Annotated in this window: 17 protein-coding genes and 1 pseudogene; 9 read left to right on the plus strand and 9 right to left on the minus strand. The window is 61.5% G+C overall.

Features of this window, described 5'->3' with window-relative positions:
• Positions 1–10: 10 nt before the first annotated feature.
• From infB to AACW18_RS03380, 6 genes are all read left to right on the plus strand, one after another.
• On the plus strand, positions 11–2,707 hold the full coding sequence (gene infB, locus AACW18_RS03355; RefSeq protein WP_042652786.1) for a translation initiation factor IF-2: 2,697 nt from the start codon (positions 11–13) through the stop codon (positions 2,705–2,707).
• A gap of 56 nt (positions 2,708–2,763) precedes the next feature.
• Entirely contained in the window at positions 2,764–3,195 is a 432-nt protein-coding gene (rbfA, locus tag AACW18_RS03360; protein WP_042652785.1) for a 30S ribosome-binding factor RbfA, read from the plus strand.
• A 1-nt stretch (position 3,196) separates the two neighbouring features.
• Positions 3,197–4,156, plus strand: coding sequence for a tRNA pseudouridine(55) synthase TruB (truB, locus tag AACW18_RS03365; RefSeq protein ID WP_042652784.1), 960 nt, complete (start codon positions 3,197–3,199; stop codon positions 4,154–4,156).
• A 160-nt stretch (positions 4,157–4,316) separates the two neighbouring features.
• Positions 4,317–4,586, plus strand: coding sequence for a 30S ribosomal protein S15 (gene rpsO / locus AACW18_RS03370; protein WP_005317514.1), 270 nt, complete (start codon positions 4,317–4,319; stop codon positions 4,584–4,586).
• A 180-nt stretch (positions 4,587–4,766) separates the two neighbouring features.
• Positions 4,767–6,914, plus strand: coding sequence for a polyribonucleotide nucleotidyltransferase (pnp, locus tag AACW18_RS03375; protein WP_218329564.1), 2,148 nt, complete (start codon positions 4,767–4,769; stop codon positions 6,912–6,914).
• On the plus strand, positions 6,841–8,265 hold the full coding sequence (locus AACW18_RS03380) for an MDR family MFS transporter (RefSeq protein ID WP_339381451.1): 1,425 nt from the start codon (positions 6,841–6,843) through the stop codon (positions 8,263–8,265). Before pnp ends, AACW18_RS03380 begins: the two co-directional genes overlap by 74 nt.
• 3 nt (positions 8,266–8,268) lie before the next feature.
• On the opposite strand, the pseudogene AACW18_RS03385 reads toward AACW18_RS03380, so the two are convergent.
• Positions 8,269–8,622 (minus strand): annotated as a pseudogene (locus AACW18_RS03385) (DsrE/DsrF/TusD sulfur relay family protein).
• Between the two features lie 161 nt (positions 8,623–8,783).
• On the opposite strand from AACW18_RS03385, the gene AACW18_RS03390 reads away from it, so the two are divergent.
• Positions 8,784–9,176 (plus strand): DUF1090 domain-containing protein, encoded by a 393-nt coding sequence (locus AACW18_RS03390; RefSeq protein ID WP_042652780.1) that lies wholly within the window; start codon positions 8,784–8,786, stop codon positions 9,174–9,176.
• A 265-nt stretch (positions 9,177–9,441) separates the two neighbouring features.
• Here AACW18_RS03390 and AACW18_RS03395 read toward each other — a convergent pair whose 3' ends face one another.
• Both AACW18_RS03395 and trhP read right to left on the minus strand, forming a co-directional pair.
• Positions 9,442–9,690 carry a YfhL family 4Fe-4S dicluster ferredoxin gene (locus AACW18_RS03395; protein ID WP_218387840.1) on the minus strand — a complete coding sequence of 83 codons (249 nt, stop codon included), beginning with the start codon at positions 9,688–9,690 and terminating at the stop codon, positions 9,442–9,444.
• 1 nt (position 9,691) lies between these two features.
• Positions 9,692–11,053: a prephenate-dependent tRNA uridine(34) hydroxylase TrhP gene (trhP, locus tag AACW18_RS03400; RefSeq protein ID WP_218329561.1), complete on the minus strand. Its 1,362-nt coding sequence runs from the start codon at positions 11,051–11,053 to the stop codon at positions 9,692–9,694.
• A gap of 454 nt (positions 11,054–11,507) precedes the next feature.
• Here trhP and AACW18_RS03405 point away from each other — a divergent pair, with 454 nt between their 5' ends.
• Complete coding sequence (locus tag AACW18_RS03405) at positions 11,508–12,434, plus strand: L,D-transpeptidase family protein (RefSeq protein WP_042652777.1); 927 nt, start codon at positions 11,508–11,510, stop codon at positions 12,432–12,434.
• A gap of 69 nt (positions 12,435–12,503) precedes the next feature.
• Here AACW18_RS03405 and AACW18_RS03410 read toward each other — a convergent pair whose 3' ends face one another.
• From AACW18_RS03410 to fldB, 4 genes are all read right to left on the minus strand, one after another.
• Positions 12,504–12,881 (minus strand): VOC family protein, encoded by a 378-nt coding sequence (locus tag AACW18_RS03410; protein WP_042652776.1) that lies wholly within the window; start codon positions 12,879–12,881, stop codon positions 12,504–12,506.
• Positions 12,882–13,182: 301 nt separating this feature from the next.
• Positions 13,183–14,523, minus strand: coding sequence for a TldD/PmbA family protein (locus tag AACW18_RS03415; RefSeq protein WP_218387841.1), 1,341 nt, complete (start codon positions 14,521–14,523; stop codon positions 13,183–13,185).
• Positions 14,523–15,923 carry a TldD/PmbA family protein gene (locus tag AACW18_RS03420; protein WP_218387842.1) on the minus strand — a complete coding sequence of 467 codons (1,401 nt, stop codon included), beginning with the start codon at positions 15,921–15,923 and terminating at the stop codon, positions 14,523–14,525. The genes AACW18_RS03415 and AACW18_RS03420 overlap by 1 nt, the downstream gene beginning before the upstream one ends.
• 328 nt (positions 15,924–16,251) lie before the next feature.
• Positions 16,252–16,770: a flavodoxin FldB gene (gene fldB / locus AACW18_RS03425; protein WP_042652773.1), complete on the minus strand. Its 519-nt coding sequence runs from the start codon at positions 16,768–16,770 to the stop codon at positions 16,252–16,254.
• A 175-nt stretch (positions 16,771–16,945) separates the two neighbouring features.
• On the opposite strand from fldB, the gene xerD reads away from it, so the two are divergent.
• Positions 16,946–17,857: a site-specific tyrosine recombinase XerD gene (gene xerD / locus AACW18_RS03430; protein ID WP_218387843.1), complete on the plus strand. Its 912-nt coding sequence runs from the start codon at positions 16,946–16,948 to the stop codon at positions 17,855–17,857.
• A gap of 112 nt (positions 17,858–17,969) precedes the next feature.
• Here the strand turns inward: xerD and mscL are convergent, their stop codons facing one another.
• Positions 17,970–18,380: a large-conductance mechanosensitive channel protein MscL gene (mscL, locus tag AACW18_RS03435; RefSeq protein WP_033131098.1), complete on the minus strand. Its 411-nt coding sequence runs from the start codon at positions 18,378–18,380 to the stop codon at positions 17,970–17,972.
• Between the two features lie 390 nt (positions 18,381–18,770).
• Complete coding sequence (locus AACW18_RS03440; protein WP_218387844.1) at positions 18,771–20,414, minus strand: hypothetical protein; 1,644 nt, start codon at positions 20,412–20,414, stop codon at positions 18,771–18,773.
• Positions 20,415–20,700: the final 286 nt, after the last annotated feature.

Below are 20,700 nucleotides of genomic sequence, written 5' to 3' on the forward strand. Positions count from 1 at the left end.
AGGAAAATGAATGGCAGAAGTATCAGTCAAACAACTTGCCACTGACATCGACACGCCGGTTGATCGTCTTCTCCAGCAGTTTGTCGATGCCGGTATCAGCAAGAGCAAGGCCGACGACCTCGTCAGCGAGTCTGAAAAACAGACTCTGCTGGCTCACTTGAAAAAACAGCATGGAGGTGACGAGCTCACCGCACCTGCCCGCATGACTTTGCAGCGCAAGACCAAGAGCACCATCAGTGTTCAAGGGACCGGCGGCAAGAACAAAGAAGTGCAGGTTGAAGTGCGCAAGACTCGCACCTATGTAAAACGCTCGGCGCTGGAAGATGAACAGCGTCAGGCGGAAGCCGAGGAAACAGCGCGTTTGGAAGCAGAAGAAAAAGCTCGTCACGAGGCCGAAAACAAGGTCCGTCTCGACGCTGAAGAGAAGGCTCGCCGTGAGGCTGAGCAGGCTCGTCGTGAAGCTGAGGAAAAGGCGCGGATCGAGGCACAATCAAAGGCTCGACAGGCTCCACAGCCCGCCAAAGTAGCCGCTAGCACAGCTCAGCAAGAGGCAGAAAAGATGGCCAAGCGCGAAGCAGAAGAACTGAAGCGCCAACAGGAACAAACCGCTTTGCAAAAAGCAGAAGAACTCGCCGCGAAGAAAGCCGAAGAGGCTCGCGTCATGGCGGAACAGAACGGCCCTCGCTGGGCTGAAGAAGAAGCTGCTCGCGCCAAAGAGAGCAGTGATTACCATCTGACCACCAACAAGCATGCGCAAGCCGCAGAAGACGAGTTGGACCGGAAGGAAGAGACCAGTCGTCGCACTGCTGCTGCTGCAGTCAAGGCCCCGAAAAAGGCCACTCGCCGCGAAGACGACCGTGACTCCCGCAACCCCCGTGCCCGCAAAGGCAAGCGCGGCAAGATGGCCATGCCAAACGCCATGAAGCACGGCTTCAACAAGCCGGCTGCCGTGGTGAACCGTGACGTGGTGATCGGCGAGACCATTACCGTGGCCGAGCTGGCCAACAAGATGGCCGTCAAGGGTGTCGAAGTCATCAAGGCGATGATGAAGATGGGCGCCATGGCCACCATCAACCAGGTGATCGATCAGGAAACTGCTCAGCTGGTCGCCGAGGAGATGGGCCACAAGGTGTTGCTGCGTCGTGAGAACGAGCTGGAAGAGGCGGTACTGTCCGATCGTGACGAGACCTCCGAAGCCAAGCCGCGCGCTCCGGTCGTGACCATCATGGGTCACGTCGACCACGGCAAGACCTCCCTGCTGGATTACATCCGCAAGGCCAAGGTCGCCGCTGGCGAAGCCGGTGGCATCACCCAGCACATCGGTGCCTACCACGTCGAAACCGACAGTGGCATGATCACCTTCCTGGATACCCCGGGTCACGCTGCCTTTACCTCCATGCGTGCTCGTGGTGCCAAGTCGACCGATATCGTGGTACTGGTCGTGGCTGCCGATGACGGCGTCATGCCGCAGACCATCGAAGCCATCCAGCACGCCAAGGCGGCAGAAGTGCCCATCGTGGTTGCGGTCAACAAGATCGACAAGCCTGAAGCGGATCCGGATCGCGTCAAGACCGAGCTGGCCCGTTACAACGTCATGTCCGAAGACTGGGGTGGCGATAGCCAGTTCGTGCACGTCTCCGCCAAGTCTGGCGAAGGCATCGACGATCTGCTGGAAGCCATCCTGATCCAGTCCGAAGTACTGGAGCTGAAAGCGGTTGTCGATGGCATGGCCAGCGGCGTCGTGATCGAGTCCTTCCTGGACAAGGGTCGTGGTCCTGTTGCTACCGTGCTGGTACAAGAAGGTACCCTGCGCCAGGGCGACATCGTGCTGTGTGGTCTGGAATACGGTCGGATTCGTGCCATGCGTGACGAACTGGGTCGCGAGATCAAGGAAGCGGGCCCGTCCCTGCCGGTCGAGATCCTGGGTCTGTCCGGGGTGCCGTCTGCCGGTGACGAAGCTACCGTCGTACGTGACGAGAAGAAGGCCCGTGAAGTGGCACTCTATCGTCAAGGCAAGTTCCGCGACGTCAAGCTGGCACGCCAGCAGAAGGCCAAGCTGGAAAACATGTTCGCCAACATGACCGAGGGCGAAGTGTCCGAAGTGAACGTGGTGATCAAGGCCGACGTACAGGGCTCCGTACAAGCTATCTGCGATTCGTTGGTCCAGCTCTCTACCGAGGAAGTCAAGGTCAAGATCGTGGGTTCAGGGGTCGGTGGTATCACCGAAACCGACGCCACCTTGGCCGCGGCATCCAGCGCCATCCTGGTGGGCTTCAACGTCCGTGCCGACGCTTCTGCGCGCAAGGTCATCGAATCCGAGAGTCTGGATCTGCGTTACTACTCCGTCATCTATGATCTGATCGACGAAGTGAAGCAGGCCATGAGCGGCAAGCTGGCCCCTGAGTATCGTCAGGAGATCATCGGTCTGGCTGAAGTGCGTAGCGTCTTCAAGTCACCGAAGTTCGGCGCCGTTGCCGGCTGTATGGTTACCGAAGGTGTGGTCAAGCGTTCCAACCGTATCCGTGTTCTGCGTGAAAACGTGGTCATTTATGAAGGCGAGCTGGAATCCCTGCGTCGCTTCAAGGATGACGTCAACGAAGTCCGCAACGGTTACGAGTGTGGTATCGCGGTCAAGAACTACAACGACGTACGCGAAGGCGACCAGATCGAAGTTTACGAGACTGTTGTCATTCAACGGACTCTGTAAGCCGAGCATTAGACAAAATAGGGGGCTGCGGCCCCCTTTTATCGCAGGATAGAAATATGGCCAGAGAATTCAGCCGGACCAGCAGGGTCGGCCAGCAGATCCAGCGCGAAATCGCACTGATCTTGCAGCGTGAGGTGAAAGACCCGCGCATCGGCATGGTAACCGTCTCGGACGTGGAAGTGTCCAAGGACCTTAACTACGCCAAGATATACGTCACCTTCTTGCAGCTGGATATCGATGCCGAGCGTATCGCGGAAGGGCTCAAGGGCCTGACCGAAGCGGCTGGCTACATCCGCAGCCTGCTCGGCAGCGCCATGCGTCTGCGGGTGGTGCCCGAGCTGCGCTTCTACTACGACCAGACCCTGGTCGAGGGTATGCGCATCTCCAACCTGGTGTCCAACACAGTGCGTGACGACAAGCGTCGCATGGCCGAAGCCGGCCGTGAGGAAGACGAAGCCGCACCGGATGATACAGAGGATAAAGTCTGAGATGTCTCGTAGACGCCGTTTCAAGGGTCGTGACGTACACGGCATCCTGCTGCTGGACAAGCCGACCGGTCTGACCTCCAACGATGTGTTGCAGAAGGTCAAGCGTATCTACAATGCCGCCAAGGCCGGTCACACCGGTGCCCTGGATCCGCTGGCGACCGGCATGCTGCCGATCTGCCTCGGTGAGGCCACCAAGTTCTCCCAGTATCTGCTGGAGGCGGACAAGCGCTATGAGGTGACCGCCAAGCTGGGCGAGCGCACCAACACCAGCGACTCCGACGGCGAGGTGGTCTCCACCCGGCCGGTGAACGTGGCCCTGGGTACCCTGATCGAGTCGCTGGACCAGTTCCGCGGCCCCATCATGCAGGTGCCGTCCATGTACTCCGCCCTCAAGCACAACGGTCGTCCGCTCTATGAGTACGCCCGTGAAGGCATCGAGATCGAGCGGGAAGCCCGTCCCATCACTGTGTTCGAGCTCAAACTGCTGAGTTTTGAAGGGGATGAGGTGCGGCTGGAGGTGCATTGCAGCAAGGGTACCTACATCCGTTCCCTGGTGGACGATCTGGGCGAAGTGCTGGGCTGTGGTGCACACGTCAGCCAGCTGCGTCGTACCCAGGTGGCGAACTATCCCTATGAGCGGATGCTGACCCTGGATCAGCTCGAGTGCATCTTCGAGCAGGCCAAGGTCGAGAGCATTCCGCCGCGGGAACAGCTCGATCCCCTGTTGCTGCCGATGGATACCGCCGTGGCGGCCCTGCCCGAGGTGAACATGCTGGCGGCGGTGGCCGCCTATGTGAACCAGGGTCAGGCCGTACAGGTGGCCGGTGCCCCGCAAGGCGGTCAGGTTCGCATGACGGTCGGTCCTGAGCGCGAGTTCATCGGCGTCGGCGAGATCGACGACGAAGGCCGGGTCGCCCCCAAGCGGCTGGTACGCTATCACGACGAACAAGACGAGGAGTGATCCTCAGGCGGTATCGGGGCAGCTTGCCCATCGCACATCTTTCCCGTCGCGCGTCTTTCTCGTTGCGAAAGGGGGCGGGTGCGATTATGATACCGCCCTCATTTCACGGCTGAATTAGAGATTGGCTGTGAACCTTTAAACACTCTACTGGAGTAATACCATGTCTCTAAATGCTGAGATCAAAGCTTCCATCGTTGCTGACAACGCTCGTTGCGCCAACGACACTGGCTCCCCCGAAGTGCAGGTTGCCCTGCTGACTGCCCAGATCAACCATCTGCAAGGTCACTTCAAAGAGCACGCCAAGGATCACCACGGTCGTCGTGGTCTGCTGCGCATGGTTTCCCAGCGTCGCAAACTGCTGGACTACCTGAAGCGTAAAGACGTTCAGCGTTACGCTGCTCTGATCGCCAAGCTGGGTCTGCGTCGTTAATCGACCATCAGATTTCGCGAAAAAGGGGAACCGTGAGGTTCCCCTTTTTTATGGATCATTTTTATCGCGCTGCAAAGCGTTGCCTGCCTCACAGAATGTGTGCCACCGCTTACCTTTTGGTTCGAATCAAGTATACTTGCACGCGAATTTAAAGAGCCAAATTGTAAAAAGGAAATTCACGTGAATCCTATTGTAAAGTCATTCCAGTACGGTCAACACACCGTTACCCTGGAAACCGGTGTGATGGCCCGTCAAGCCACTGCGGCCGTAATGGTCAGCATGGACGATACCTGCGTATTTGTGACCGTCGTTGGCAAGAAAGAGGCCGATCACGGCCGTGATTTTTTCCCGCTGACCGTCAACTACCAGGAGCGTACCTATGCTGCTGGTCGTATCCCGGGTGGTTTCTTCCGTCGCGAAGGCCGTCCGAGCGAAGGCGAGACCCTCATCTCCCGTCTGATCGACCGTCCTATTCGTCCGCTGTTCCCGGAAGGCTTCCTCAATGAGGTTCAGGTGGTTGCCACCGTCATGTCCGTGAACCCGGCCGTGTCCCCCGACATCGTTGCCATGATCGGTGCCTCTGCTGCACTGGCCATCTCCGGCATCCCGTTCGGCGGCCCGATTGCTGCTGCCCGCGTCGGTTACATGAACGGCCAGTACGTGCTGAACCCGACCACCCAGGAACTGCCGCAGAGCGATCTGGACCTGGTCGTCGCCGGTACCGCCAACGCGGTGCTGATGGTGGAATCCGAAGCGGCCATCCTGTCCGAAGAAGTAATGCTGGGCGCCGTGGTCTATGGCCACGAGCAGATGCAAGTGGTGATCAACGCCATCAACGCATTCGCCGCCGACGTGGGTACCCAGCCGTGGGATTGGACCCCGCCTGCGACCAACGAAGCGCTGAAGGCCAAGATTGCCGAGCTGGCCACCGCCGAGCTGGGTGAAGCCTACCGCATCACCGAGAAGGCCGTGCGTTACGCCGCCATCGGTGCCATCAAGCAGCGTGTGGTCGAGCAGGTCATCGCTGCCGGCGTGGAAGACGATGCCAAGAAGATTGGCGAAGAGTTCCACAGCCTGGAAAGCCGCATCGTCCGTGGCCGTGTGGTCCGTGGCGAGCCGCGTATCGATGGTCGTGATCCGGAAATGATCCGCGCCCTCTCCGTCGGCACCGGCATCCTGCCGCGCGCTCACGGCTCCGCCCTGTTCACCCGTGGTGAGACTCAGGCCATCGTGGTTGCGACCCTGGGTACCGAGCGTGACGCCCAGAACATCGACGAGCTGGCTGGCCACCGCGCCGACCGCTTCATGCTGCACTACAACTTCCCGCCGTACTGCGTCGGCGAGACCGGCATGATGGGTAGCCCTAAGCGTCGTGAGATCGGTCACGGTCGTCTGGCCAAGCGCGGCGTTGCTGCCGTGATGCCGAGCGCCGCCGAGTTCCCGTACGTGGTGCGCGTGGTGTCTGAAATCACCGAATCCAACGGTTCCTCCTCCATGGCCTCCGTCTGTGGTTCCTCCCTGGCGCTGATGGATGCGGGTGTGCCGATCAAGGCCTCCGTTGCCGGTATCGCCATGGGTCTGGTGAAGGAAGAAGAAGGTTTCGTCGTGCTGTCCGACATCCTGGGTGACGAAGATCATCTGGGCGACATGGACTTCAAGGTGGCCGGTACTACCCAGGGTATCACCGCGCTGCAGATGGACATCAAGATCGAAGGCATCACCAAAGAGATCATGGAGATTGCCCTCAAGCAAGCCCGTGGCGCTCGCCTGCACATCCTGAAGGTAATGGACGAAGCCATCCAGGCTCCCCGTGCCGAGATCTCCGATTTCGCCCCGCGCATCCACACCATCAAGATCAATCCTGAGAAGATCAAGGACGTGATCGGCAAGGGTGGTTCCGTGATCCGTGCCCTGACCGAAGAGACCGGCACCAACATCGAGCTGGATGATGACGGCACCGTCCGCATCTCCGCCGTTGCCAACGAAGCCGCCATGGAAGCCATCCGTCGCATCGAGGCCATCACCGCCGAGATCGAAGTGAACCGCATCTATGAAGGCAAGGTTGTGCGTCTGGCCGATTTCGGCGCCTTCGTCAACATCCTGCCGGGTAAAGACGGTCTGGTACACATCTCCCAGATCACCGATGCCCGCGTGCAGAACGTGGCCGACTTCCTGAAGATCGGTGACGTTGTGAAGGTGAAGGTACTGGAAGTGGATCGTCAAGGCCGCGTGCGTCTCTCCATCAAGGAAGCGAATGCACCGACCGAAGCCGCCGCCCCGGTTGCTGACGTGGCCGTTGCCGCCGTCGAAGAGCCGACTGCCGAATAAGGCTGCCGTGCCGTCAAGAAGCCGACCTCAGGGTCGGCTTTTTTGTGCCCGCGTCTCGGGCGCCGTTGTTTCTTATGAGCCCCTCTGCTACAACAGTGGGCTCCCCGTGCGACGGGTAACAAGGAGCAGTACGATGTCGTGGGCCCTCCTCAGGCAGTTTCCCCCCCTGGTCTGGACCGTGATCCTGGGCACCTTCCTGGTGCGCACCAGCTATTACATGGTCTGGCCCTTTCTCTCCATCTTGCTCTATCGGGAGTATGCACTCTCGGCCACCAGCATAGGTGCCATGCTGGGCGCGAGTGCGGCGCTCTCGACCCTGATCAGCTTCTACGGCGGCTGGCTGTCGGACCGGCTGGGGCGGCGCAACATCCTGCTGGCGGGCTGCCTGGTCGCGCTGCTCTGCTATGGCCTGCTCGGTTTCTCCCACTCGGTGCTCTGGTTGGGGCTCGGGGTGATCGGCAGCGGCCTCGCCTCCGGGCTCATCGATGCCCCCGGCAAGGCGCTGATGGCCGATAGCCTAGATTCCCCCAAGGCCCGCGAGCTGGCCCTGCACCTGCGCTACTTCCTGCTCAACCTGGGGGCGGCGATCGGACCTCTGCTCGGGGTGACCCTCGGCATCAGCGCCCAGCAGCAGACCTTCCTGCTGCTCTCCGGCAGCTATCTGTTGCTGGGCGCAGCCTTTGTCTGGGGCTTTCGTCGGCTGAGGAAGCAAGAGGTGCGCAGCAGCGGGCTGGGCCTGCGCGATGCCATCAGGGTGCTGTGGCTGGATCGGGGCTTTCTGTTGCTGGTGATGGCCAACCTGCTGATGGTGCTGGTCTATTCCCAGTTTCATTCGCCGCTGGTGCAGTACCTGACCCGGGCCGAGACCCCCGAGGTGGCGAGGCTGGTCGCCATCCTGGTGACGATCAATGCGCTGACCGTGGTGGTGCTGCAATTTCCGCTGCTGCATCTGCTCGCGCGCTGGCCGGGCAAGGTGCGGCTGCAGCTCGGCATCATGCTGTTTCTGGGGGCTCAGGTGCTGTTTGCGCTGGGGGATCCCGCCCAGTGGTCGCACTGGATCGGGGCCGTGCTGCTGCTGAGTGTGGGGGAGACCATCTTGTTCCCGCTGCTCAACGTGCTGATCGATCAGATGTCTCCCCCTCATCTGAAGGGGAGCTATTTCGGGGCCGGCGCTTTAGCCGGACTGGGCGGCGCCATAGGGGCCGTGCTGGGAGGCTGGATCATCGAGCGGTGGAGCGGGCAGTCGCTCTACATCCTGATGACGCTGCTCTGTGTGCTGACTTCCTTGCTGTATGCCTGGGGAGCGCGGATCCCGCGCCCCGCCCTGGCGAGATCCGGCGTCGGCTCCTGACGGCTAGAAGCTCAGCACCTTGTCGGCCGCCAGGGTCCACTGGGCCAGCAGGGGAAGGGTGCCTATCTCTATGCCCTCGATGAGGGGCAGGGTACTGATGCCGCGTGCGTCTGTGCAGCTCTTGCACAGCCGGATCGCGGTGCCCTGTGCCAGCAGGATCTCCAGCATCTGGCGCAGGTTTTAGCCCTCGGCCGGCGCCTGGCTCGCCAGCGCGGCGCCGACGGCGTCGGACATCAGGAACAGTTTCAGGATGACGCCGCCCTGCTCGTTGAGGGCGATGGCAAGGCGCAGGGCATTGAACAGGGATTCGCTGCCGTAGGGGGCACCGTTGGCGATGATGACGAGCTGTTGCTTCATGTGAGACTCCATGCTGAAAGCCGTTATTGTAGCGCCATCTCGTGGGAACTGGCGTGATGTTGCGCAAACCCTGTCGTACCCTTTGAGTCTGCGGCTTGACCCGGGGTGATGAGTCGGGTCTGATAGGCGGCCATCAAAAATGGCAGGTTCATGAGGTTGTTATGTGGAAGTTTGTCGGAATTAGCATGCTGTTGTTGGCCGGTCAGGCCTATGGCAGTGAGGAAATTGGCTGCAAGGCGCAGCATCAGGCCGTGACCGAGCAGCTGGCCTTTGCCAAGGCCCATGACAATGGGGCCCAGGTGGCCGGGCTGGAGCAAGCCTTGCGCAACATCGAGGCCCATTGCACCGATGCCGGCTTGCTCAAGGAGCAGCAGCAAGAGGTCGCCAAGCAGAAGGAAGAGGTGAACGAGCGGCTGCTCGATCTGCAGAACGCCCGGGTGTCGGGCAAGCCGGACAAGATCGCCAAGAAGCAGGCCAAGCTGGAGGAGGCGCAGGCCGAGCTGCTGGAGGCCCAGCGCAAGCTGGAGGCGTTGCAGAAACTGGTCAAACCCTGACATCGCTGTTGTGTCATAAAAAAAGCCGGGATCTCCCGGCTTTTTTTATTCGTTGACGGTGCATGTCGACCAACGTCTCCAGCAACCGCTCCTCGGTCCCCACATGAGCGGGGTCTCGGATGATGCAGTCTCTGAGCCGCAGACGCCGAGACCGACGTTACGGCCTGTGCATGCCGACAAACTTATCCAGCAACTGCTCTTCTGTTTCCACGTGAGCGGGATCCCGGAGGATGCAGTCCACAAGGCGCAGACGCTGATGCAAATTTTACTGCCTGTGCATCAGAACAAACTTCTCCAGCAACTGCTCTTCGGTCTCCACGTGAGCGGGATCCCAGATGATGCAGTCGATGGGGCAGACGCTGATGCAGGTGGGCTTCTCATAGTGGCCGACGCATTCGGTGCAGCGATCCGGGTCTATCTCGTAGATCTTGTCCCCCAGGCTGATGGCCTGGTTCGGACACTCGGGATCGCACATGTCACAGTTGATGCATTTGCTGGTGATGAGCAGCGCCATCTCAGGCCGCCGAGTGCGGCTGACGGGTGTCCTGACGATCGCCGAGGTTGCGCAGCAGTATGCCGTAGTTGATGTCGATCTCTTTCGGGACCGGCACATAGACCACGTGACCGTTGCCCGGCGCCGTGTCGATCAGCTCACCCTTGCGGTTCTGCATCTGCTCCAGGTTGAAGCTGACGTTGCCCTGGGGCGTCATCAGCTCCAGGCTGTTGCCCACCAGGAACTTGTTCTTCACTTCCACTTCCACCATGTCGCCCTGGCGACCGGTGATCTCGCCGACGAACTGCTGGGTGTCGGAGACGGAGTAGCCGTAGTCGTAGTTCTGGTACTCGCTGTGGTTGTGACGACGCAGGAAGCCCTCGGTGTAGCCACGGTGAGCCAGGTTCTCGAGGGTGCCCATCAGGGTCGGATCGAACGGACGACCGGCGACCGCATCGTCGATGGCCTTGCGATAGACCTGGGCGGTGCGGGCACAGTAATAGAAGGACTTGGTGCGGCCTTCGATCTTGAGGGAATGCACCCCCATCTTGGTCAGACGCTCGACGTGCTCGACGGCGCGCAGGTCCTTGGAGTTCATGATGTAGGTGCCGTGCTCATCCTCGAACGCCGTCATGTACTCGCCGGGACGGTTGGACTCTTCCAGCAGCACCAGCGCATCGCTCGGTTTGCCTAGCCCTAAGGTGTTGTCCGGACGCACTTTGATCGGCTCCTGACGGTGGACTATCTGGCCCACGTCATCTTCCTTGCCCTCGTGCACCTTGTACTCCCAGCGGCAGGAGTTGGTGCAGGTGCCCTGGTTGGGGTCGCGCTTGTTGATGTAACCGGAGAGCAGGCAGCGGCCGGAGTAGGCCATGCACAGGGCGCCGTGGACGAAGACTTCCAGCTCCATCTCTGGCACCTGCATGCGGATCTCTTCGATCTCGTCAAGGGAGAGCTCGCGGGACAGGATGGCGCGGGTCAGGCCCATCTGATGCCAGAACTTCACCGTGGCCCAGTTGACCGCGTTGGCCTGCACCGACAGGTGGATGGGCATGTCCGGGAAGGCTTCGCGCATCATCATGATGAGACCGGGGTCGGACATGATCAGCGCATCCGGCTTCATCTCCACCACGGGGCGCATGTCGCGGATGAAGGTCTTGAGCTTGGAGTTGTGGGGCTGGATGTTGGCCACCACATAGAACTGCTTGCCGAGCGCATGCGCCTCGTTGATGCCGAGTTGCAGGTTCTCGTGATCGAATTCGTTGTTGCGAACCCGCAGGCTGTAGCGCGGCTGGCCCGCATAGACGGCGTCGGCGCCATAGGCATAGGCGTAACGCATATTCTTGAGGGTGCCGGCGGGGGAGAGCAATTCTGGTCTGAACATGTTGGACTCTTTCTATCTGATTGCAAATCAGGACGGCGCCACCTGATGGCGTCGTATAGGTTGATGGCGTTGCGCGACCGTACTCGACGCACGGCCACCCAAAGCGGGTACACCCTGAGCACTAAATGGCTCGATACTGCGGATATACGGGGTGCGAGATTGTACTCGTCACAGGCCCATCATGCAATTTGAGCCGGTGGGCAGGATGAGTATCCTTGTTCATTTTACGCTCAGACAGCCGATGCTAGCGTGTCAGGGACCCGGTACGGGACATAGTTGGGCGATAAATAGATCTTTTCCTCTAAAAAGCCCATCTCCAAGTTGAAATTTTGTCCGACTCGGGAAAGAATGCGCGCTCGGTATTGGCCTCGGGCGAGAGCGACTCGTGACAAGGGACAGACCGAGGATGAACCGGCTTCAGGCCAACAGGTACAGGAAACCATACAGGAACTTTATGAATCCCCTTCGCTTTGCCGCTTCGGCCCTTTTATGTACTCTGACCCTGGTCAGCCAGCAGGCCGCAGCCGTCGAGTACGCGCTGCCTGCCGACAACAGCCGTCTGATCGGCGAGAACCAGGAGTACGTAGTGCCCGCGGACAATCGCCCGCTGGAGCAGATCGCCTCCGACTTCCAGTTGGGCCTGACCAACATCATGGAAGCGAACCCGGGCGTCGACCCCTATCTGCCGACCCCGGGCAGCAAGCTGACCATACCCCATCAGCTGATCCTGCCGAATGCGCCCCGTGAAGGGATCGTCATCAACGTGGCCGAGATGCGGCTCTACTACTACCCGAAAGGCCAGAACGTGGTGCAGGTGCTGCCCATCGGCATCGGCCAGCTGGGGGTGAATACCCCGGAGAACTGGATCACCAAGGTGGAGCGCAAGCGTGCCAACCCGACCTGGACCCCGACCGAGAACATCCGTCGTCGTTACGCCGCCCAGGGCAAGACCCTGCCCGCGGTCTGGCCGGCCGGTCCCGATAACCCCATGGGCCTGCACGCCCTCTACATCGGCAACCTCTACGCCATCCACGGTACCAACGCCACCTTCGGCATCGGTCTGCGGGTGAGCAGCGGCTGTGTGCGCCTGCGCGCCGACGACATCAAGTACCTGTTCGACAAGGTGCCGGTCGGTACCCGCGTCCAGTTCGTCAACCAGCCGGTGAAGTCCACCATCGAGCCGGATGGCGGCCGCTACATGGAAGTCCATGAGCCGCTCTCTCGCAACGAGGCGGAGTTCAACTCCACCGAGTCGGTGCCATTGCCCATGACCCCGGCCATCAGCCGCTTCATCGCCCACGCCGAGAGTGACTCCAACGTGGTCAAGCAGGTGCTGGAACAGCGTAGCGGCATGCCGACCCGCCTCAACCCGCAGGTCTGAGCGTCTCGTCAAGAGACCCGATAACAACAACGGCGACCCCAGGGTCGCCGTTGTTGTTTGTCAGGCCGCTCAGGCTGCGGGCGGGGCATAGAGCGCGAGCCGGTTGCCCTCGGTGTCTTCGATGATGACCCGGGAGCCGTGGCCGCTGCCGATGGCGTGCAGGGGCTCGAGCACCCGTCCGCCGAGCCGGGGGATCATCTGTTCTGCTTCTTTTATCCTATCCCCGAGGGCGAGATAGATGAGGGGGCCGGTGCCACCCGGCTGGTGGTACTCATCCATGGGGCCGAGGCAGGCCGCCGCGTTGTTGCCATCGTGGCGCAACATGGCGAAACGCATCTCCTCCTCCTGTATTGGCGTGACCGGCACGTCGAGCAGGGCCGAGTAGAAGGCCATGGCACGATCCAGATCCCTTGTCGGAATGTCGGCCCAGACCAGAGTGTTGTCCATCTTCGTATTCTCCAGACGTTCCCGGCCGATGCGGCCGGTGGCTCTTAGAGGGTAGGAGCGGCCGCAGAGGGGCGCCAGCAGTGAAAAAACGGCGCCTGATGGCGCCGTTTTTGGGTGGGGAAGTGAAGTCTTTTCCCCTCGATATACAGTTACTTGCCTGCGATGTTCAGGCCACCTAAGCGGCTCTGCGCCGGCGCGTAGTAGCCCTCTTCATCCTGGACGTAGTCACTTGCCGGCGATGCTCAAACCGCCGAAGCGGCTCTGCGCAGGCGCGTAGTAGCCCTCTTCATCCTGGGCATAGTCATTTGCCGGCGATGCTCAACCCACCGAAGCGGATCAGCGGGGCGTAGAAGCCCTTGCCATCGTCGTGGTGCAGTCGGTCGCCGACTGCCTCCAGCTCCCCCAGCAGGCGATAGAAGTTACCCGCCACCGTGATGCCACGCACCGGCTGGATGCGCACGCCGTCCCGGCACAGGAAGCCGGAGGCGCCGAACGAGAAGTCGCCGCTCACCGCATCTGCCCCCGAGTGCAGGCCATCGAGTTTGACCAGCTCCAGATACTCGCCCGCCTTGACCTCGGCCTCGCTGTGGGGACCTGTGCCAAACACCAGGTGGCGTGGGCTCACGTCCAGCGCGCCACGGGCGCTGCGCGCCGCCGCGCCGTTGCTCTGAAGACCGAAGTGGTGGGCGGTGGCGCTGTTGTGCAGCAGGGTCTTGAGCTCCCCCTCGCCAATCAGCAGCAGATCCCGGGTGGGGGCGCCTTCACCATCGAAGGCCTTGATCTTCATGCCGCCCGGCATATGGACCCGGCTCTCCAGGGTGAGCCAGCGGGAGGCCACACCCTGGCCGACCTTGTCGCGCCAGGGGTTGATCCCCTGCTGGGCCCACTTGCCAGACAGCGCGGCCTGGAAGCAGCCGAACAGGCTGGCCAGGCAGTTGAGGGTGAAGAGGGCGCTGTAGCGGCCGCTCGGCACGGCTTCCCCCAGCAGCAGGCCATCGGCCACGGCATGGATCTGCTCAATGAGGGGAGCCGCGTCCAGCTCGTCGAAGCGGCGCGCATACTGCCCCTGATAGTGCATGGACTGGCGCCCATCACGCTCGATCAGCGCCGAGCTGTGGCAACCGACGCTGAACTCCCGATGCTGGCAGAGACTGCCCTGGCTGTTGGCGAGCCAGAGTCGGCTCTCCCCTTCGAAGAAGCCGTTGTAGGGGGCGCCGGTCACATCGGGCAAGGCGAGCATGTCCGCCTCGAGGCGCAGGGTCAGGGCTATCTTCTCCTCCACCGGGGTGCTGTCGGGCTGGTTGATCTCGGCGCAGTCGGTGTGGAGGTGGCTGTTGCTCACCCGGATAGCCTGATCTGCATCCACCTTGGCGAAACGGCTGGCGTCGAGCGCATCCTGCAACATGGCATCGAGGGCGACCTCATCCAGGGATTCCGAGTAGGCGATGCCGACCCGACCATCCTTGATGAGGCGGATGCCGAGCTGCTGGCTGCTGGTGACCTTGTATTCCCCCAGCTCGCCCTTGTCGGCCTTGAGGGAGAAGGCCCTGTCCTGATTGGCGATGAGGTCCGCCTCGGCGCCAAGATCGGCAACCTTGTTGAGCAGGCTGCCGAGCAGATGATTCATATCGAGTTGGCTCATCAGGCGTTACCTCCGACCAGAATATTGTCGACCTTGAGCTGTGGCTGGCCCACCGAGGCGGGAATGGAGCCGGAGACGGAGCCGCACATGCCGGCAGAGATGGCGAGATCGCGGCCCACCATGGAGATCTCTCTCAGCACCTGAGGGCCTGTGCCGATCAGGGTCGCCGACTTGAGCGGTTTGGTTATCTTGCCGCGCTCGATGAGGTAGGCCTCCTGCACGTTGAAGTTGAACTCGCCGGTGCCCGGTTGCACCGAGCCGCCGCCCATCCGCCTGGCATAGATGCCGTGCTCCACCGTCGCCAGCATCTCCTCGAGGCTGTGGTTACCCGCCTCGATATAGGTGTTGCGCATGCGTGAGGCGGGGGCGAACTTGTAGGACTCGCGCCGGCCCGAGCCGGTGCGGGCATAGCCGGTCTTCAGCGCCCCCATGCGGTCGGCCAGGAAGCCGGTCAGCACGCCGTCCTTGATGAGCTGGGTGTGCTGGGTCGCCATCCCCTCGTCATCGACGTTGATGGAGCCCCAGGCATTGCCCTGCAAGCCTTCGTCCACCGCGTTGACCACAGGGTTGGCGATGAGTTGCCCCATCTTGTCGTGGAACACCGAGGCCTTCTTGGCCACCGAGGTGGTCTCCAGCAGGTGGCCGCACGCCTCGTGGAAGATGACGCCGCCAAAGCCGCTCTCCAGGATGACCGGCAGTTTGCCGCTCGGGCAGGGGGCGGCGCCCAGCTTTACCAGCGCCTGACGGGTGGCGGAGAGGGCCAGCTCGCGCGGATCGATGAGGGCGGCATGCTCCCAGCCCATCATGGCGCCGGGGGCCTCATAGCCCACGCTCTGCTCGCTCCCTTCCATGGCTATGCTCTGGGCCGTGATGCGGTTGTAGTGGCGACGATCGGCCACCTGCAGCCCTTCGCTGTTGAAGATCTCCACCTCCTGCTCCCAGCCCAGCGCATTGGCGGAGAACTGGCTCAGTTTGCTGCTCTCGGCGCGAGCCGCGGCATCCATGGCGTGCAGATAGGCAATCTTCTGCTCCAGCAGCTTGTCCGCCGACAGCGGCAGGGCGATGGGGTGATGGTCGGTGAGACGGCTGAAGTCGAAGGCGGTGGCGGTCACCACGGGATCGCGCCTGTCTTTGGCTGCCAGCAGGCTGACGATGCGCAGCAGCTCATCGCGATCGGCCAGGTTGGTGTAGCCGTAGAGCACCTTGTGGCCGTAACACAGGCGCACGCCTATGCCGAAATCGAGGCCGCCGCTGATGGATTCTATCTGGCTGGAGAGCAGGCTGAGCTGGCTGCGGCGCTTGCGCTCCACAAACAGCTCGGCGAAGTCGGCGCCCAGCGCCAGCGCGTGGTCGAGCACGTCGCGGGCAATGGTGGATGCCAGCAGAGAAATCTGGGTCATGGAATATCCTTTTCTGGTCTGTTTCCTGTTTGCTTCCGACCCGTTCTGATTGTGTTATTGGGGTCGAAGTCATTGTTGCAGACCGGCACAAAAAAGTCGCTATAGCGTCATTGAATGATACCGATTGGGGTAATCGGTTCGATAACTGCGCCCGGCAGCCCAGATATAGGCCGCCGGCAGGGGAGATGAAAGCAGCTCGTGGAGCTCGCTTAAGGTCTGATCGACCCAGGGCTCGATGCGGGGCTCGATCTGGTCATCCTGGCTGGCATCGCCCAAGGCCAGCCGACGACATAGTCGTTTCGCTTATGGAGGCGCCGGGCAGGCGAGATCAGAGCAGCTCGTGGATCTCGCTCAGGATCTGATCGACCCACTGCTCGATGCGAGGCTCGGTCTGGTCGTACTGGTTGGCGTCATCGAGGGCCAGGCCGACGAAGTGGCGGCCATCGTCGATCAGCGCCTTGGAAGCATCGAACTCATAACCCTCGTTGGGCCAGTAACCCACCAGCTTGACCCCCTTGGGCACCAGCTGGTCGTGCAACAGGCCGAGGGCATCCTGATACCACTCGCCGTAGCCCAGCTGATCGCCGAGGCCAAACAGGGCTATGATGCGCCCCTCCAGCTCGAGGTCGGCGATGTCTTCCCAGCGGGATTCCCAGTCTTCCTGCAGCTCACCGAAGTCCCAGGTGGAGATGCCGAGGATCAGGATGTCGTACTCCTGCATACGGGCGAGGGGCACGTCCTTGATGTTGTGGATATCGACCAGCTCGGGGCCGATGAGGGCACGGATCTTCTCGGCAGCCATCTCGGTGTAGCAGGTGGTGGAGCCGTAAAACAAACCTATCTTCATCGCTCTTCTCTTGAATCGCAGTGGGCAACAATGTGCTGGGTAACCTAGGGGAGGGGGTCAGTTTAGCAGATTGCCGGGCCCCCTTCACCGGGCAAGCTCCCCTCTTCGTCTCTCCCCTGTGCCTGCCGGCACGGGCCCGCTACAATGAGTCTCCGTTTGCCCAAGATCCAGCACCATGACCAAGCCAGCCCCCGCCGTCCACGACCACCCCCTGATCGAGCCCTTCCTCGATGCCCTCTGGCTGGAGCGGGGACTGTCTGACAACACGGTCGGCTCCTACCGCACCGATCTGGAGAAGTTTGCGCTCTGGCTGGACGGGCAGGGCGGCTCCCTGCTGCTGGCCGGCATGGACGACATCCAGCACTACCTCGCCTGGCGGGTGGATCGGCAATTTGCCCCCAGCAGCACGGCTCGCTTCCTGTCGGCCCTGCGCCGCTTCTACCAGTATCTCAACCGCGAAGAATTGCGCAGCGACGATCCCACCGTGCTGCTGGAGGGGCCCAAGCTGCCCAAGAAGCTGCCCTCCGATCTGAGCGAGGCCGAGGTCGATGCGTTGCTCACGGCGCCCATGGTGGACGATCCGCTGGAATTGCGAGACAAGGCGATGCTGGAGCTGCTCTATGCCACCGGGCTGCGGGTCTCCGAGCTGGTGGGGCTCACCGCCGAGCATGTCAGCCTGCGCCAGGGGCTGGTGCGGGTGGTGGGCAAGGGCAACAAGGAGCGGCTGGTGCCCATGGGGGAGGAGGCCATCCACTGGCTGGAGCGTTACTACCGGGAGTCGCGCACCCTGCTGCTCGGTGGCACCAGCTCGGATGTGGTGTTCCCCTCCAAGCGGGCGCAGATGATGACCCGTCAGACCTTCTGGCACCGCATCAAGCTCTACGCCACGCGGGCGGGCATCGCCGGTGAGCTATCCCCTCACACCCTGCGCCACGCCTTCGCCACCCATCTGCTCAACCATGGCGCCGACTTGCGGGTGGTGCAGATGTTGCTGGGTCATGCGGATCTCTCCACCACCCAGATCTACACCCATGTGGCGAACGAGCGCCTCAAGACGCTGCACGGCGAGCACCATCCCCGCGCCTGAGCCGGACTGCCGTCTTCTGGTGCCTGCTCGGCCACCCCGTTATCGCCGTCATAAAAAAGCCGCCCTATGTTGACCATGGGGCGGCTTTTCAATCACAGGGCAGGATGAGCGGTTACTTGCCCTGCTGGGACTTGAGCAGATCGCGGATCTCGCTCAGCAGCTCCTGATCCTTGGTGGGACCGGCCGGGGCAGGGGCTTCCTCTTCCTGCTTCTTCTGCAGGGTGTTGACGGCCTTGAGCCCCATGAAGATGGCGAAGGCGATGATCAGGAAGTCGATGACGGTCTGGATGAATTTGCCGTAGGCGATGACCACGGCGGGCACCTCGCCTTCGGCGGCCTTCAGGGTCACGGCGAGATCGCTGAAGTCCACGCCGCCCAGGATGAGGCCGATGGGCGGCATGATGACGTCACCCACGAAGGAGGAGACTATCTTGCCGAAGGCGGCACCTATGATGATACCGACCGCCATGTCGATGACGTTGCCTCTGGCCGCAAAGGCCTTGAACTCTTTAATCAGACTCATGTTCCCCTCCAAAAATGGGTTCTGAGCGGCCGCTACCGCTCCTTTGATTTGAATAATAAATCAACAGGAGAGCAGAGGGCTGGCCGTCGTGTCTCCTGTCGTCCCGATTAGCTTGCTGGGCCTCGGCCCAATTGGCAACCTGCATGAATGGGAATTTTTTACATCTGGCGCTATTAACGCATCGATAACTAAGCGGATTCTGTGGGATTGGTCGGGAGATCTGGCTGGGCCTGGCGCCCTCCCTGGGAGGCGGCGGAGCAATCCGGCGGCTCGAGTCGATGCCAATGGCGCTGACCAAGATCGAAGTCTCAGGGGAGAGCGGCGGTCTGCCGCAGCCATGAAAAGGGGCCATATACCATGGCCCCTGTGGTTAAACCTTGTTAGCTCCCGTTAGGGTGAGGGGGTTGGGCAATCCGGACAGGTCGGGCAGAGCGGACAGGTGGCGGTTGCCGTATCTGTGTCGCTGCCAAAGCCTAGCGGTGCTGTCCCGGTGGCGGTCACGGTATCGCTGAAGGCGATGGAACCCGGGTTCTCCGAGCCAGCACTGGCGGGCGTGTAGGAGCCTGAGTAGTCCTTGCAGTCGGCCGCAGCCAGGATGCCAATGTTATGCACATTGCCGCTGGGATCGTCGGTGACGGTAACACCGCTCAGGTTCAGTGGCGGCACGCCGCCCACCCCTGTGGTGTTACAGACCTGGCCACTGTATTCGACCCTGACCACCAGCTGGCTACCCGTGTCCACGACCTTGGTGCTACAGGCCTTGGTGACACTGATCCCAGGGGTTCTCTCGACGTTGGGACAGGCCGCGGTAGTGGAAGCCGTGATCGACTGCAGGCCACCGTCGCTGGAGGCTGCCTTGACGCTGATGCCGTTGGTCGGCCCGTTACCGGCGGAGTCAAAGCTGCCGGTGTAGTTCTCCACGCCTCCTTTCGGTATTGAATCGAAGTTCGCGACCACGAAGTCATCGCTGGTATCGGCCGGGGTGCCGTTATCATCGGTGACGACGACGTCATGGATGGTGCCAAAGCCCCCGTTGGTGACTGTGCCCTCGAAGCTGAAGGTAAAGCCGGTTTCAGCCTCGTTGAGGTCACCGCCGGTACAGACTTTGGTGATCTCGACCTTGCACAGCTCGAAGTTATCCAGCACGAAGTCTTTCAACGCCGCGGTGAAGGAGCTGGAGGAGCGGGTCTCGGCCATGAAGCTGCTGAAGCAGCCGTCGCTGCCCCCCACGATCTGGCTGAGGTTGATCCCCCCCTCGAAGAAGCTCTCGAAGGGGAAGGTTCCCTTGGTGCCACTCTTGGGGGTGTAGTCGCTCCACAGGCCGCTGACACCATTCGCCAGCGTGCTGGCGGGGACGGGCACGTCACCCGTGTTGGTCAGGGCGCAGGCGAGGTTGGCGCCGCCCTGATTGGCGCAGACGACGTCGTTGGCGCCCGAGCCTTGCAGCCTGAGTCGCAGGTTGGTGGCGGCGCACTGCCCCGGCTGCGGGCTGTTGTTGGCGGCCTTGCTACAGGTCGGGTCCCAGGTCACCACGGCCAGGTAGGGAAACGCGTTGCTCGCCTGCGGGAAGTTGATAAGAACCAGGGTGTCCCCCACTGTGTGTTTACCGCTGAAACTGCCGTTGGGCAGGGCGGTGACCTTCTGTTTGAAGAACCAGAAGCCCATGAAGGCATCACCGGCATTGGCGATGCGATCGGCGCCAAAGTAGAGCAACAGATCGCTATTCTCGTTGTAGGCGGCGGCATAGGCGTGGGTCAGGTCATCCTTGTCGGGGACGGAGCCATCCTTCCAACTCCACTTGTCGATGTCCAGGATGTCTTTATCACCCCCGCCGAAGATGGTTCTGGGGGCAGTGTCCTGGATGATGCCGGTGAACTTGGTGGCTCCTCCGCTGTCGGGCGGGGTGTCCCAGTCATCGCTCATGACGGCACCGGTGTCGATGTTATCCTGCGGATTTGCATCCAGTTCGAACGGCGATTCTGCCGTGGCGGCCATGGTCAGTGCCGGTGCACAGAGCACCAGCAACAGGGCCATGAACTTTAGACCATGCTGCCAACAGCGCGGCCAAAGATTCATTGCTCGGGTATCCATGTTGCATTCCTCTTGCTTGTTGTTGTCCGTGTCGTCCGGCTCTCTTGGGCAGACGGATCGGCGCTGCATTGGTGCAGGCTTCGTTCCAAGATTTCAAGCAATTGAAATTAAAGTGAAAATGCTTGAGATGGGATGAGGGGAAGCGGGATCGTTGTTAGCGGAATGAAGCGGATTTTCATGCACGTTTGGCGCCGGGGCAGACTGAGCGCGAAAGGGGGTCTGTTGAGGC

It is taken from the genome of Aeromonas sp. sia0103, assembly GCF_963895295.1.
GTDB classification, from domain to species: domain Bacteria; phylum Pseudomonadota; class Gammaproteobacteria; order Enterobacterales; family Aeromonadaceae; genus Aeromonas; species Aeromonas encheleia.